This window comes from Aquabacterium sp., assembly GCF_035476535.1.
Classification (GTDB): Bacteria; Pseudomonadota; Gammaproteobacteria; order Burkholderiales; family Burkholderiaceae_C; genus Pseudaquabacterium.
Genome location: NZ_DATILJ010000025.1, coordinates 22,826 through 36,433, shown reverse-complemented (window position 1 = coordinate 36,433; position 13,608 = coordinate 22,826). Strand labels below are relative to the sequence as shown.

Genomic DNA, 13,608 nt, shown 5'->3' with positions numbered 1-13,608 from the left:
TTGAGTCGCCATGGGCCTGCCAGACGATGCCGTCGCCGGCCTCGCCCAGCCACAGCGGCGCGCCGTGCAGGCGGCCGCGCAGCTGCTTGTACAGCGTGATCCAGCGCGCCAGTTCGGCACGCGCGGCCTCGTCGAGCCGGCGCAGGTCGGCTTCCACGCCCAGGTGCAGCGGCAGCGCGACCGCCGCGCGAAAGGCCAGCGCCTGGCTGCGGCCGGTGGTGTGCGAGCGTTCGGCGCCGACATGGGCGCCGAGTACTTCAGGCGGCATGAACTGCAGCGCGCCGCGCTGGATCGCCACGCGCGAGCGGGCGTCGTTGTTGTCGCTGGTCCAGAAGCGATGGACCTGCGGCAGGATGCCCAGGTCGATGCGCGCGCCGCCGGAGGCGCAGCTTTCGATCTCGACATCGGGGTGGCGTTCGCGCAGCCGCGCCAGCAGCGCGTACAGCGCCCTCACCTGCCCGTCGTAGGCCGCGCGGCCGTCGTGGCCCGCGGTGGTGAGGTCGCGGTTCATGTCCCACTTCAGGTAGCTGATGGGCAGCCGGGCCAGCAGCGCGTCGATGCAGCCGAAGACAAATTCGGCCACCTCGGGCCGCGCCAGGTCCAGCACCAGCTGCTGCCGCGCCGTCAGCAGCGGGCGGCCGGCCAGCTGCAGCGCCCAATCGGGGTGGGCGCGGTGGAGTTCGCTGTCGGGGCTGACCATCTCCGGCTCGACCCACAGGCCGAACTGCAGGCCCAGCGAGCGCACATGCGCGGCCAGCGGCGCCAGCCCCTGCGGGTACTTGACGGCATCGGGGCACCAGTCGCCCAGGGCCCGCGCATCGTCGCGCCGGCCGTGGAACCAGCCGTCGTCCAGCACGAAGCGCTCGACGCCGACCGCCGCGGCAGCCTCGGCCAGTTCGCGCAGCGCGGCCTCGTCGTGGCTGAAGTACACGGCCTCCCAGGTGTTCAGGTGCACCGGCCGCGGCGCCATCGTGCCGCCGGGCCAGCGCAGCGTTGCACGCGCGGCGGCGTGGAACGCGCGCATCACGCCGTTGCTGCCTTGCGTGCTGCAGGCGGCGACGAGCAACGGGGCCTCGAAGGCCCCGCCCGGCGGCAGGCACAGCTCACCCGGCGCCAGCCATTCGCCGAGCTGCCAGAGCCAGCCGCCGTCCTCGCGCGGCTCGATGCATAGGCGGCTGTTGCCCGACCACGCCAGCTGCGCGCCCCACACCGTGCCGGTGTGCGCGCCGGCGCCTTCGGCCAGCACCAGCGCACCAGGGAAGCCGTCGTGCGCAGTCCGACCGCGGTGGTTCTCGCGCAGCCAAGTCGACGGGCCGAGCGCATCGTCATGCTGGCGAAATTCATTGGCCCACTGGCCATGAACAGACCGCACGCAGCGCGCCTGCGCCGGCAGCGGCAGCGTGGCCGAGGCCAGCCACTGCAGTGACAACGGTGTGTCACCTTCGTTGACCAGCCGGGTGGCCACGCGCAGCACGTCGTGCGCATCCAGGCGCAGCGACAGCTCCACGCGCAGCGCCGCCACGCGGTCGTGCAGCGTGATGTGCAGCTGGCCGGGCTCCTGCCGCACGGTGCACTCATCAAAATGCTGCGCAAACTGCCGCCCGTCGCGGTGCGCCAGCAGCGCCGCCTGACCAAAGCCGCCGACGCCGAATGTCGGCAGCAGGCCAGCCGGCAGCTCCTGCTCCAGCGACGAGGGCGGCACGTAGCGTGCATCAGCCACGCGGTGCAGGGGCACGCCGTCCTCGGGCAAGCGTGGGCCCCACCAGCGCCACAGCGGCGCGCCCTGCGGCAGGCACTCGATGACCAGGCTGCTGCTGCTGCCGTGCAGCGCGACGATCGCAGACGTCATTTCACCGGGGGCCGTATGCCCAGCGCGGCCAAGACATCCTGGCAGGCACCCATCGTGTGGTAATCGGTCTTGCCGGCGGGGCTCTTCTCGTCGCTCAGCTTCTCGTTGGACGGCGAGAGCACGCGGTACCAAGCACCGTGCTCGTGGTCGATGAAGTGCTCCCAGGCATAGGCCCACAAGCGGTCATACCACTGCCAGTAGGCCTCGTCGCCGGTGCGCACGGCCAGCCAGGCGGCGGCGGCCAGGCTCTCGGCCTGGACCCAGAAGTACTTGTCGCCGTCGCAGACCTGGCCGTCGGGGCCGAAGCCGTAGACCAGGCCGCCGTGCGCGTCGTCCCAGCCGTGTTGCATCGCGGCGTCGAACAGCTGGCGCGCGGTCTCGTGCAGCCAGGCCGGGGCAGCATTGCCGAGGCGGCGCTCCAGCTGCAGCAGCAGCTTGGCCCATTCGGTGAAGTGGCCGGTCTGGAAGCCCCAGGGGCGGAAGATGTTGCTCTTGTCGTGGCGGTTGTAGTCCCAGTCGGGCGTCCAGTCGGCGTGGTAGTGCTCCCAGATCATGCCGCCCGCCAGTTCGGCCTGGCGCTGGGTAATGCCGTGGGCCAGGACCCGGGCGCGGTCCAGGTAGCGCTGCTCGCCGCTGGCGGCATGCGCGGCCAGCAGGGCTTCGCAGGCGTGCATGTTGGCGTTCTGGCCGCGGTAGCTGCCCAGCCGCCAGTCGGGCGTGGCTTCGTCGGCATACAGCGCATGGGCGGGCTGCCAGAACTTGCGTTCCATCAGATCGAAGGTCTGCGCCATGCCTTCGCGCGCGCCGGCCACGCCGGCCTCGGCCGCATGGGCATGGGCCAGCAGCACGAAGGCCAGGCCATAACAGTGGTTGGTACCGTCCAGCACCTGGGCACGGCCCTCGTGCCAGTCGATCAGCCAGGCATAACCTTCCTGCGGCTGCGCATGCGCCTGGCGCACGAAAGCCAGCGCATGGGCCACGCCAGCCACCGGCTCGCCGAACCAGCGCCAGGCCAGCGCGTGGTTGAAGACGAAGCGCGTGCTGCTGACCAAATGGCGCGTGCGCCGGTCGTACACCGTGCCGTCGTCCTTGAAGAAGTGGAAGCAGCCGCCGCCGGCGTCGTGCGCGCGCGGGGAGTAGAAATCCAGCGTGTGGCGCATGTGCGCCAGCAGCGCCTCGGGGCGGCGCAGCTCGGGTCGGGGGGGCCGGGTTGCGGGCCGGGTTGGGGGCCGGGTTGGGGGCGGGAAGGTCATGGCAGCACTTTCTCACGCAGGAAGTCGACGAGTTCGTCGGCCATCCGGGCGTGCACATCGATGCGGGGATGGGCCCAGGCAAAGGCCTTGAAGGTGTAGGTCCAGACCAGGGGGTCGCCCTCGGCACGCAGGCGCTCGGCGGTGGCCGCCAGCACGCGCAGCAACTCGGGCTGCTCCATCCAGGCCGACATGCCGCCGATCGCCAGCACCAGCCGGGCCTGCGGATAGCGCTGGCGCAGCCCGCGCACGAAGCCGAGGTAGCGCTCGCCGAAATCGGCCGCAAACGGCTCGCCGCGCGAGACCGGCAAGCCATGGTCGTTCTGGCCCAGGTTCGCCAGCACCACGTCGGGCACGCGCTGGCCCGTCACCGCGACGGGCGCGATGGGGGCGTCGGCGTGCGGTGCCACGCGGTCCCAGATCTGCGGCATCAGCAGCGCGTCCCAGGTGCGCGTGATGCCAATGCCGCTGACTGCGATGCCCACGTAGTCGGCGCCGAGTCGTTCGGCCGTTAGCGCCCCGTAGGCGCGTGTGCCGTCGTGGCTGGAAAGATCCTCGTACTGGTCGGTGCCCAGGTCGCCGTTGCAGGCGCCAGCGGTGATGGAGTCGCCATAGAACTCCAGCCGCAGCGGCCGCGCGGGCGGCGGCGCGAGCAGCTGGCCATCGGCCGCCAGCCGCAGGCCGAGGAAGCGCGCCTCGGCCATCGCGCCTTCGGTGCGTTTGACGATGCGCAGGCTGTGTTCGCCGGGCGCCAGCGGCGTGCGCAGCTGCCAATCCTGGGGACCATCTTTGCTGGGGCCCTCCCCGCGCAGCGCCAGCAGGTGGCGGCGGCCGTCGACCTCCACCGTGTAGAAGCTGGTGCCGCGCGTGGCCGCCAGGCGCAGCGCCAGCCGCGTGCCGGTGAAGCGCGCGCGGATCTCGCTGCCGCTCCAGGCCAGCAGCGGGGCCTGCGGCTGCCGGGTGTCGAAGCGGCCGGTGTAGGCCAGACGGGCGTCGTCGGCGCGCACGTGCTGCCAGCCGGGCGCGGCATCCGCCGCCGGCAGCGCCGCGAAGTCGCCCGGCTGCTGCGCCTGCAGCGCCGGCGGCAGCAGGCCGGCGGCCATCACGGCCAGCAGGCTGGCGGGTCGGCCGCTGCCGGCGAACTCATCACGCTTGACGCGCACATGCAGCAGGTGCGCGCCGGGTTCGAGGCCGTGGCCGACGACGGTGTAGTGCCAGCCCAGGTAGCCCTGGCGCTCGGGCACGTGGCCACGCACCGTCACTGGCGCGCCGTCGTCGACCCAGGCTTCCAGGTTGCGGTAGAGCGCACTCTCGGCATGGAACAGCGCGATCTGCGAACCCCAGACGAGGAACGAGGCCTGCGCGTCGTCGGCGGTGGTGGTCCAGCCCGCTGGCTGGCCACCCGGCAGCGCGGCCCACTCGGGGTGGACCTCGCCGCCACGCGTGAAGCCCTGGTTGCGCCAGGGCTCGAGCGCGCTGCCGGCGACGCTGCGCACAAACTCGTGATCGCGCCCGTGCAGCGGTGTCGGCAGCACGGCCGGCGTGGGCAGCACGGCCGGCACGGGCAATGCGGCCTGCACCGCCGGTGCGGCCGAAGCCGGGGCCTGCGCGGCGGCCTGCAGCGTCTCGATGACGGCCTGCGCGATCGCATCGTGGCCGCGCTGGTTCGGGTGCACCGGCTCGTCGTACAGCGCCTCCCAGCGCAGCTGCCCGGCATCAGCACGGTGCTGCGCCCAACGGCCAAAGTCGATGGCCGTGAGGCCGTAGTGCGCGGCCAGCCGCAGCTGCGGCTCGACCGTGTCGCGCGCCTGGTTGCCTTGCTGGGTGAGCTGCAGCGTCACCACCGCCGGCGGCTTGGGGGCTGACAGCAGCTGGCGCAGCAGGCCTTCGTAGCTGCTGTCCCGCACGGCAGGATCCAGCCAATGGTCGTTGACGCCGTATTCGACGAACACCAGGTCGGGCGCGGCATCGAGCACATGCGCTTTCACGCGCTGCACGGCCGCGGCCGAATCGGTGCCGCTGACGCCGGCGTTGATGAAGCGCACGGTGCCGCGCTGTCCCAGCCAGGCGGCGGTCTGCGCGGCCCAGCCGCGTTCACGCGGCGGGTTCGCCGCATAGCCGGTGGTGATGGAGCCGCCGATCGTCGCCACGGTGACCGGCTGGCCGGCCTCCAGCTGCCGCAGCACCGCCTGCAGCCGAACGTCGGCGGCCTCAGCCGCGCCGACCATGATGCCCATGCCGATGCCCATGCCTACAGTCCATGCCCGAAATCCTTTCATGTTGTTGCCTGATGCTTTGTCACTTGACTCATCCCCTCGGGGTGTTCATGCGACTGTGGGCACCTGTGCGAGGCGCTCGATCATCTCCAGCCCGGCGCGCACGTGGTGGTACGGGCATTCCCACGGTCCGGCCTTGGGCACCTCGGCCAGCGGCGTGCCGTGTTCGTCGAGCACCTTGAACCAGTCGCCGCCCGCACGGTCGATGTGGTGGCGCTCGATGTACTGCCCTGCTCGCCAGGCGGCCTGCGCATGGCGCACGTCACCGCCGTGCTGCCAGGCGTCCCAGAAGCCCACCACCGCCTCGGCCTGGCACCACCAGTGGCTGCGCCGGTCGGTGACGCTGCCGTCGAAGTGGCCGGCGCCGAACACGCGTCCGTCGTCGGCCACGCCGCGTTCGAGCACCGCGTCGGCCACCTCCCCGGCCAGCGCGCGCACGCGCTCGCTCAATATCGGGTCATGCAGCACCTCGCAGGCGCGCACCAGCAGCCACGCGGCTTCGATGTCGTGACCCCAGGACACCTGCGGCGTGAGGTTGCGCCAGTCGCGCGTGAAGAACAGGCCGAAGCAGCGCTGCTGCGGCAACCACAGCCGCGTGAGGAAGATCTCGACCAGCGCGCGCAGCCGGGCCGCCACGCGCAGTTTCGGGCAGCAGCGCAGCAGCTCGGTGTAGGCCTCGAGCACGTGCAGCATCGTGTTCATCGACTTCGGCGCGGGCGGCTCCTGTTCGGACAGCCGGGCGCCGGGCAGCAGCTGCCAGTCGCGCGTGCAGCCTTCGAAGAAGCCGCCTTCCGCGGCGTCCAGCGCGTGGGTGTCCAGCAGGTCGAACAGCTGCAGCGCGTGCTGCAGCGCCGGCGTGCTCGACTGCGGCGGCAGCAGCCGCTGCTTGCACTGCCAGGCGTGGCAAGCCGTCAGCGCATAGATCGCAAAGGCCTGGGCATAGGTCTGCTTGTGCTCGGCGAGGGGCCGGCCTTCGGCATCCACCGACCAGTACACGCCCCCGTGTTCGGCATCGGTCAGCGGGCCGCACAACCAGTCCCAGGCGCGCCGCGCCGCCTGCGCACCGGCGGCGTCGGGCCCCAGGCGCAGCTGCGCGCTGGCAAAGGTCCACAGCAGGCGCGTGCCCAGCACCGCGCTGCGTGGCAGCTCGCGCAGCGCGCCGTCGTTGCCGCGGCCGCCCAGCAGCCGGCCGTCGGCGCTGAACATCTCGCGCTGCCACCACGGCAGCACGTTGTCGGTCAAGTCCTGGCGCAGGCGCGCGGCCCAGGCCTGGCGGGCCGGGCCGGTGGGCAGCGCGGTGTCGTCGAAGGGGTTCAAAGGGCTGAGTGAGGTCATAGGGCTTGCACGATGGCGGCGACATCGCGGCCGAAGCTCGGGCAGGTCAGGTCCAGCGCGCCGTCGCGCAGTGTGGTCTCGGTCGTCGCAAGACCTGCGGCCGTGGCCAGCGCCTCGCCGCTGCCGGCGTCGAACCAGCGCACCCGCACCCGGCCATTCACGCGGCCATTCACCCGGCCATCAGCCAGGGCCAGGCCTTGCACGCGCACGCGGCCGTCGACGATGGCCGGGTAGTCCGGCTGCCACGGACGGGCGGGATCGGTGCCGCCGGTGGCTTCCTGCCAGGCCTCGCGCAGCGCGCTGGCGTCGTGCAGGTCGGCGCGCACCCACAGCAGCACGCTGGTCGGGCCGGCCAGGGCCAGCGCGTGGGCCTCGCCCCCGGCGAACTCGGCCGCGTGCGGACGGTGGCCAGCCAGGCGCAGGCCGCTGTCGTGCAAGGCCTGCAGATAACGCGTTATGCCGCGGTACGCCGGCCAGACGTTCAGCGGGTCGACCAGGTGATCCCACCACCAGTACAGCGCGGTGGCCGCGAAGCCGTGGAACAGCGGCGCCCACAGGCCGTTGTGCAGGTGCACGGCGTCCCAGTTGAACGGGCGCGGGGCCTTGGCGTCGTGCGTGGTCTCCAGGCCCAGTTCGCTGGCCACCAGCGGCTTGCTGGTGATGCCGTCGTCACGCCACTCGCGCGCCGCTCCGGCGTAGTGCAGCATCAGGTCGCGCGAGGTGTAGTCGTGCTGCTGCGCGTAGTCCAGCGCGGGCATCTTCCACGACGCGGCATCGCCGCGGTCGGCCCAGCTGGTGCTGCGCAAACGGCGGTAGGGGTCGTGCGCATCGAGCACGCGGCTCATGCGGGTGAACCACGGGCGCAGCTGGGCCGCGTCAATCGGCGTCCAGGTGACCTCGTTCCACCACTCCCAGCTGTGCAGCGCCGGGCTGTGTGCCCAGCGCGCAGCGATGTAGCGCACACGGCGCTCGAACAGGGCTTGTGCGCGCTCGTCGGTGACGAAACCCTCCGGCGCGGCCAGCGGCCCGCCATTGGCCTGGTTGTAGGGGTTGTCTTGCCACTCCGCGTCGTTCTTCTCGGTGAAGGCGCCGTGGTTGACCAGGCACAGCATGATGCGGATGCCCAGCGATTCGGCCAGCTCGAACACCGCGTCCAGCTGCGCCGCGCGGTCCATGCGGACGGCGTAGTCGCCCAGCCCGGTGTCCTTCCACTCGATGCCGAAGGACCAGCTGGCCATCCACAGCCGCGCAAAATTGCCGCCGTTCTCGGCCAGCCGCGTGAACCAGCGGCGGTAGTCGGCCAGCGGTTGCGGACCCGCGCCCCAGCAGACGTTCAGGCCCACGGGCACGAAGGGCGTGCCGTCGTCGAAAGCGAAGTAGCGCGGATCCTGCGGGTCGATGACGATGCGCTGATGCGCGACGACGCTGCTCACGTCGAACTCGAAGCTTGCGCCCAGGGCGACAGCCTCGCCGCCGCCGATGCGCGCCCGCGGCGCGGCGCGCCAGCGGCCGGCCAGCGGTGGCAGCAGGCGCAGCACCCACTGGCTGCCCAGCGGGTCGCGGCTCCAGAAGGCGGTGACGTGCAAGCTGCGGCCTTGCGGGCCGCTGAACTCGCACGACAGGTCGTAGTGCGCGGGGTCGAAGAACTGCGCCGGCGTGCCGGGCATGGGCGTGGCCAGCCGCCATTCGAGCCAGCCGCCGCCGCGCACGCGCGGGCCTTCCCAGCGCGCCGCGGCAGCAGCCTCACGAGCGAGATTCAGATCGGCCGCATTCATCGGCGCTGCCGTGCAAAGCTCGGCCAGGCCGGTGCCGAGCAGGCCAGCCACGAAGGCACGGCGGGGTAGCGCAGGAGCAGGGTTGCCATGGGTCATCGGGTCGGCGTGAGCTCAGCCTTTGGTCGCACCGGCGGTGAGGCCGTCGACGAACTGGCGTTGGAAGAACAGGAAGGCGAGGATCGCCGGCAGCGACGCGATCAGCGAGCCGGCCATCAGCACCGCGGCGGACTGCGGGTTGTAGCTCAGGTTGCCGGCCATCTTGCCCAGCTGCAGCGGCAGCGTCATGTGCTGCGCGTCGTTGATCACCAGCAGCGGCCACAGGAAGTTGTTCCACTCGGCAATGGCCACCGGAATGGCGATGGCCGCCAGCGCCGGCCGCAGCAGCGGCAGCACCACGCTCCACCAGATGCGCACGGTGCCCGCGCCGTCCATCGTGGCGGCGTCCACCAGTTCGCTCGACACCGACAGGATGATCTGACGAAAGTAGAAGACCACGAAGGCCTTGGCCAGCCCGGGCACCAGCAGCGCCGGGTAGGTGTTGATCCAGCCCAGCGCGGCGACGGTGAGGAAGTTGGGGATGATCGTCACTTCCCACGGCACCATCATGCTGGCCAGCATCAGGCCGAACAGCGCGCGGCTGCCCGGAAAGGGCCGCTTGGTCAGCACGAAGGCAACGAAGGACGCGGCCAGGATGCTCAAGGCAGTGACGAACAGCGTGACCACCAGGCTGTTCAGGTAGTACTGGCCGAATCCGTAGCCTTCGCTCAGCACCTGGAAGATGCCGGCCCAGTGGTCCCGGTCCTGCGGGTTGTCGACGAAGCCCGGGTCGTAGAAGTTCTGCAGCGTCGGCTTGTGGACCCAGAAGGTCGGTGGCTGCTGCACCAGCTCGGGCGCGGTCTTGAAAGCGCCGATGGCCATCCAGTAATACGGCACCAGCATGCTGGCGACCAGCAGCCACAGTGGTGCGCGGGCCAGCAGCAGCCAGCGGCTGCGCTTTTCGTTGGCTAGAGCCCTCATGTCAGCGCGCCGCCCTCGCCTTGCCGCTGGTCGAGTGACTGCTGATAGCCCGTTGCGGCCGTTCGGTTGTTGTTCTGAGAGCCGACATTCGATTGTTGAGTACTGGCAAGTGGCCGGGATTTCGTCCCGGCGGCCGACCTACTTTCTTTGCTGGTGCAACGAAAGTAGGCAAAGAAAGCACCTGATAACCAAACGTTCATTTGTGCCTCCGTCACTCCAGCACGGAGGCACAATTGTGAACACGCCCCTGGCATTCTTAATACCCCGAACCGTCGGTCACCAGATTGGCAATAAAACCGCACTGGCATACGAAAGCGTGCAAGCCTCGGGACGAATGGGCGCAAGGCGCCCGGCGAGTAGTGAAAGCGGTGCCCCGCTTTCGAATGCCAGGGCGTGTTATGTGCCAATCTGGTGACCGACGGTTCGGGGTATTGAGAACGCCGGGGAGGTGCCGCCAGTGGCGCGGCTGCACACCGCGTGCGGAGGCACAGATGAACGTTTGGTTCTAGGCCCTCTTCTTTGGTTACTTTCTTCTGGGCCACCAGAAGAAAGTGACCCGCCCGCCGGGGCGGAATCCCGGCAACTCTCCAGTACTCGACTCTCGAAAGTCGGCTTTCAAGACAACGACCGAACGACCGCGAAGGGCCGACAGCAGCCGCAGACCTCATCAATCCGCCTCCGAAGCACGGCCAAGCTTGAGGTTCACCCAAGTCAACACAAAGAGAATCGTCGTCAACACCCACGCCGCCGCCGAGGCGTAGCCCAGGTCGAGCTGGTGGAAGCCGTAGTCGAACAGGTAGGTCACCAGCATCAGTGCCGAATCGAGCGGGCCACCGATCGCATCGACCGAGCCGAACAGCAGGTAGGGCTCGTAGAACACCTGGAACGAGGCAATCATGCCGGTGACCCCCACGTACAGCAGCGTGGGCCGCAGCATCGGCAGCGTGATGTGCCACAGCCGATGCCAGCGCGTGGCGCCGTCCAGCGTGGCGGCCTCGTACAGGTCGGCCGGGATCGAGCGCATGCCGGCAACGAAGATGACCAGGTTGTAGCCCAGCACCGACCACACGCCGATGGCCACCAGGATCACCATGCTCCACGACGGATCGCCGAGAAAGCGCACCGGCTCCAGGCCGAACCAGCCGCGCACGCTGTTGAACAGACCGTAGGACTCGGAGTTGGCCAGCCACTTCCACGCCGAGATCGCGCCCACGCCACCGGCCACCGAAGGCAGGAAGAAGGCGATGCGGGCGACCTGGTGCAGCCGCGACTGGCTGCCGAAGGCCAGCGCCAGCAGCAGCCCCAGCACCACCGCGAGCACCGAGACCAGCACCATGTACAGGCTGGTGTTGGACAGCGCGCGCCAGAAACGCTCGTCGGCAAACAGGTCGGCGTAGTTGCGCCAGCCGACCCAGCGCGGCGCCGCGGTGGCGTGGTACTCGGTGAAGCTGAGCCAGGCCGAGCGCAGCACCGGCCACAGGTTGAAGACCGCGAACAGCGCGATGAAGGGTGCCACCAGCAGCATGTCGCGGCCATGGCGGCGCAGCGTGCGGTGCAAGGTGGAATGAGTCATGGATAACCCATTAATTCAGCGGCCACCGACGAGCGCGCGGTTCATCTTCTCGGCGGCCTTGCTCAGCTCCTGCTGCGCATCACCGTCGGCCAGCACCACGCGCTGCACCGCGCGGGTCAGCGATTCGGACAAGCGCTGCCAGCCGGGGCAGTTCGGCGGGCCTTCGGTGTCTTTCAGCTGCGCCATCAGCACCTGCTTGTGCTGCGGCGGCAGCGGCAGTGCGGCCAGCTGGTCGGTGCGCCCGCCGGGCAGCCAGACCAGGCCCAGCGGCAGCGCCGCTTCGCCCATGCGGCGCGTGACATCGGCCTGGTAGACCGTGCGCAGGAAGTCCAGTGCCAGGTCGACGTTCGGCGAGAACGAGGTCACCCCCATCACGGTGCCGCCGATGAAGGCGGTGTTGCGTCCTCCCGGCGCGGCCGGCAGCGGTGCCGCGGCCCAGCGGCCGGCGATCTTGCGGCGCGTGATGTCCAGGCTGGACAACTGCCAGGTGCCCGACTGGATCAAGGGATAGGACCCGTTCTCCAGGCCGCCATCGGCGTCGGGCCAGGTGTCGGTGGGCGCCTTGAGCTGGCGGTAGATCGTGGCGTAGTAGTTCAGCGCGCGCACAGCCTCGGGGCTGTCGACCAGCGCCTTGGTGCACTGCGCGTCGTAGAGCGCGCCTCCCGCCTGCAGCAGGTACGGAAAGAAGCCCAGCCAGCTGGTATTGCCCCATTGCTGCGCGTAGCCGCGCGCGCCGCCGGCGCGCAGCCGGCGCACCTCAGCGTCGAACTCGGCATAGGTGGCGGGCGCCTTGGGCAACAGGTCGGTGCGGTAGTACTGCAGCTGCACATGCATGTCGAACGGCGCCGCGTGCATCACGCCGTCGGGCCGCCGCACCGAACGAATGGCGCCCGGCGCGGCATGCTGCTCCAGCAGCTTCACAAGATCCGGCGCGCGCTGGTTGAGGTCGATCAAGGCACCCTTGGCGCCCAGGTCGATGCCGAAGGTGGTGCCGCCGGTGATGACGTCGGGCCCGCTGCGGCTGGCCAGCGCCGCCGAGTACTTGGACATCGCATCGGCCCAGGGCACGTCGCGCACCTCGACCTGCACGCCCGGGCGCTTCGCCTTGAAGGCCTCGACGGCCGGCTGCAGCACGCGCACCACCTTGTCGTCGCCGACCATCCACACGACGAGCTTCTGCGCCTGCGCGCTCAAGGCGGCGCTCATCAGCACGGCCGCGAGGCCGAGCCGTGAACACGATGCGGACCGTCTTCCTTTGAACACCAAGATCCCCATCGGCCAACGCTCAAACAGATCGTTTACTAAACATCCAGCATTATCTCCACGCCTCATGGACATGCAATCCTCCAGTCACACACGGTTTCCCGTAGGTGGAATCCCGAAGTGACGACAACTAAACAAGGAAACAAACTACGCAACATAACTTATGTTTAGTTCACCGGTACGTTCCGGTTGGGAGATCGAGACGTGGCCGGGCTGAGCTTGAGAGGGATCGAGAAGCGATACGGGGCCGTGCCGGTGCTGCACGGCATCGATCTCGACATCGTGGACGGCGAATTCATGGTCTTCGTCGGGCCTTCGGGTTGTGGCAAGTCGACCACGCTGCGTGTCATCGCCGGGCTGGAAGAACTCTCGGCCGGCAGCTTGAGCATCGGCGAGCGGGCGGTGCACGACGTACCGGCGGCGCAGCGCGGCGTGGCGATGGTGTTCCAGAGCTATGCGCTGTACCCGCACATGACGGTGCGCGAGAACCTGGCCTTCGCGCTGAAGCTGGCGCGGCGCACGCGGGCCGACATCGACGCCGCGGTGCAGCGCGCGGCGACCATTCTGCAGATCGGGCATTTGCTCGATCGCAAGCCGGGTGCCTTGTCCGGCGGCCAGCGCCAGCGCGTGGCGATCGGCCGCGCCATCGTGCGCCAGCCGGCGGTGTTCCTGTTCGACGAGCCGCTGTCCAACCTGGATGCCGCGCTGCGCGTGCAGATGCGCACCGAGCTGGCCCGGCTGCACCGCGAACTGGGCACGACGATGATCTACGTGACCCATGACCAGGTCGAGGCGATGACGCTCGGCCACCGCATCGCCGTGTTCAACGGCGGCCGCATCGAACAATGCGGCGCGCCGCTGTCGTTGTACGAGCAGCCGGCCAGCCGCTTCGTCGCCGGCTTCGTCGGCAGCCCGGCGATGAACTTCCTGCGTGCGCAGACCGTCGCGCCGGACACGCTGAAGGTGGCCGGCAGCCTGCTGCAAGTGGCCGCCAGCTCATCGCGGCCGGCCGAGCTGGTGCTGGGCGTGCGGCCCGAGCACCTGAGCCTGGCGCCGCCCGGCAGCGGCATCGACGGCAGTGTCGATGTCGTCGAGCACCTGGGCGGTGAGCAGATCGCCCACCTCTTGCTGCCCAGCGGCGAACGGCTGCTGGTGCGGCTGTCTGCCGAGCATGCGCGGCCCCGCGTCGGCGACGCCGTCAGCGTGCGGCTGCCGCCGTCGCGCATCCACCTGTTCGCCGCCGATGAGGCCGGCCACCGCCTCCATTGAA

9 protein-coding genes are annotated in these 13,608 nt (G+C 70.0%); 1 reads left to right on the top strand and 8 read right to left on the bottom strand.

Features of this window, described 5'->3' with window-relative positions:
* From VLK61_RS03025 to VLK61_RS02990, 8 genes are all read right to left on the bottom strand, one after another.
* On the bottom strand, positions 1-1,849 hold a 1,849-nt coding region (locus VLK61_RS03025), incomplete at its 3' end, for an alpha-galactosidase (protein ID WP_325418156.1).
* Positions 1,846-3,102, bottom strand: coding sequence for an AGE family epimerase/isomerase (locus VLK61_RS03020; protein ID WP_414636761.1), 1,257 nt, complete (start codon positions 3,100-3,102; stop codon positions 1,846-1,848). The genes VLK61_RS03025 and VLK61_RS03020, both read right to left, overlap by 4 nt.
* The gene (locus tag VLK61_RS03015) at positions 3,099-5,348 is read right to left on the bottom strand and encodes a GDSL-type esterase/lipase family protein (RefSeq protein ID WP_325418154.1); all 2,250 of its coding nucleotides are present in this window, start codon (positions 5,346-5,348) and stop codon (positions 3,099-3,101) included. Before VLK61_RS03015 ends, VLK61_RS03020 begins: the two co-directional genes overlap by 4 nt.
* A 75-nt stretch (positions 5,349-5,423) precedes the next feature.
* Complete coding sequence (locus VLK61_RS03010) at positions 5,424-6,710, bottom strand: AGE family epimerase/isomerase (protein WP_325418152.1); 1,287 nt, start codon at positions 6,708-6,710, stop codon at positions 5,424-5,426.
* The gene (locus VLK61_RS03005) at positions 6,707-8,536 is read right to left on the bottom strand and encodes a hypothetical protein (RefSeq protein WP_325418150.1); all 1,830 of its coding nucleotides are present in this window, start codon (positions 8,534-8,536) and stop codon (positions 6,707-6,709) included. The genes VLK61_RS03010 and VLK61_RS03005 overlap by 4 nt, the downstream gene beginning before the upstream one ends.
* A 60-nt stretch (positions 8,537-8,596) precedes the next feature.
* Positions 8,597-9,502 (bottom strand): carbohydrate ABC transporter permease, encoded by a 906-nt coding sequence (locus tag VLK61_RS03000; RefSeq protein ID WP_325418148.1) that lies wholly within the window; start codon positions 9,500-9,502, stop codon positions 8,597-8,599.
* A gap of 667 nt (positions 9,503-10,169) precedes the next feature.
* Positions 10,170-11,075 carry a carbohydrate ABC transporter permease gene (locus VLK61_RS02995; RefSeq protein WP_325418146.1) on the bottom strand — a complete coding sequence of 302 codons (906 nt, stop codon included), beginning with the start codon at positions 11,073-11,075 and terminating at the stop codon, positions 10,170-10,172.
* A gap of 15 nt (positions 11,076-11,090) precedes the next feature.
* Positions 11,091-12,281, bottom strand: coding sequence for an extracellular solute-binding protein (locus VLK61_RS02990; protein ID WP_325418144.1), 1,191 nt, complete (start codon positions 12,279-12,281; stop codon positions 11,091-11,093).
* Positions 12,282-12,542: 261 nt separating this feature from the next.
* Between VLK61_RS02990 and VLK61_RS02985 the strand changes: the two genes are divergently transcribed.
* A complete protein-coding gene (locus tag VLK61_RS02985; protein ID WP_325418142.1) occupies positions 12,543-13,607 on the top strand; it encodes an ABC transporter ATP-binding protein in 1,065 nt (354 codons plus the stop codon).
* The last annotated feature ends 1 nt before the right edge of the window (position 13,608 follow it).

Bases quoted from the DNA above. Each gene is read 5' to 3' on its own strand.
- VLK61_RS03020 (WP_414636761.1), bottom strand. From the start codon at position 3,102: ATGACCTTCCCGCCCCCAACCCGGCCCCCAACCCGGCCCGCAACCCGG.
- VLK61_RS03015 (WP_325418154.1), bottom strand. From the start codon at position 5,348: ATGGGCATCGGCATGGGCATCATGGTCGGCGCGGCTGAGGCCGCCGAC.
- VLK61_RS03010 (WP_325418152.1), bottom strand. From the start codon at position 6,710: ATGACCTCACTCAGCCCTTTGAACCCCTTCGACGACACCGCGCTGCCC.
- VLK61_RS03000 (WP_325418148.1), bottom strand. From the start codon at position 9,502: ATGAGGGCTCTAGCCAACGAAAAGCGCAGCCGCTGGCTGCTGCTGGCC.
- VLK61_RS02995 (WP_325418146.1), bottom strand. From the start codon at position 11,075: ATGACTCATTCCACCTTGCACCGCACGCTGCGCCGCCATGGCCGCGAC.
- VLK61_RS02990 (WP_325418144.1), bottom strand. From the start codon at position 12,281: ATGAGCGCCGCCTTGAGCGCGCAGGCGCAGAAGCTCGTCGTGTGGATG.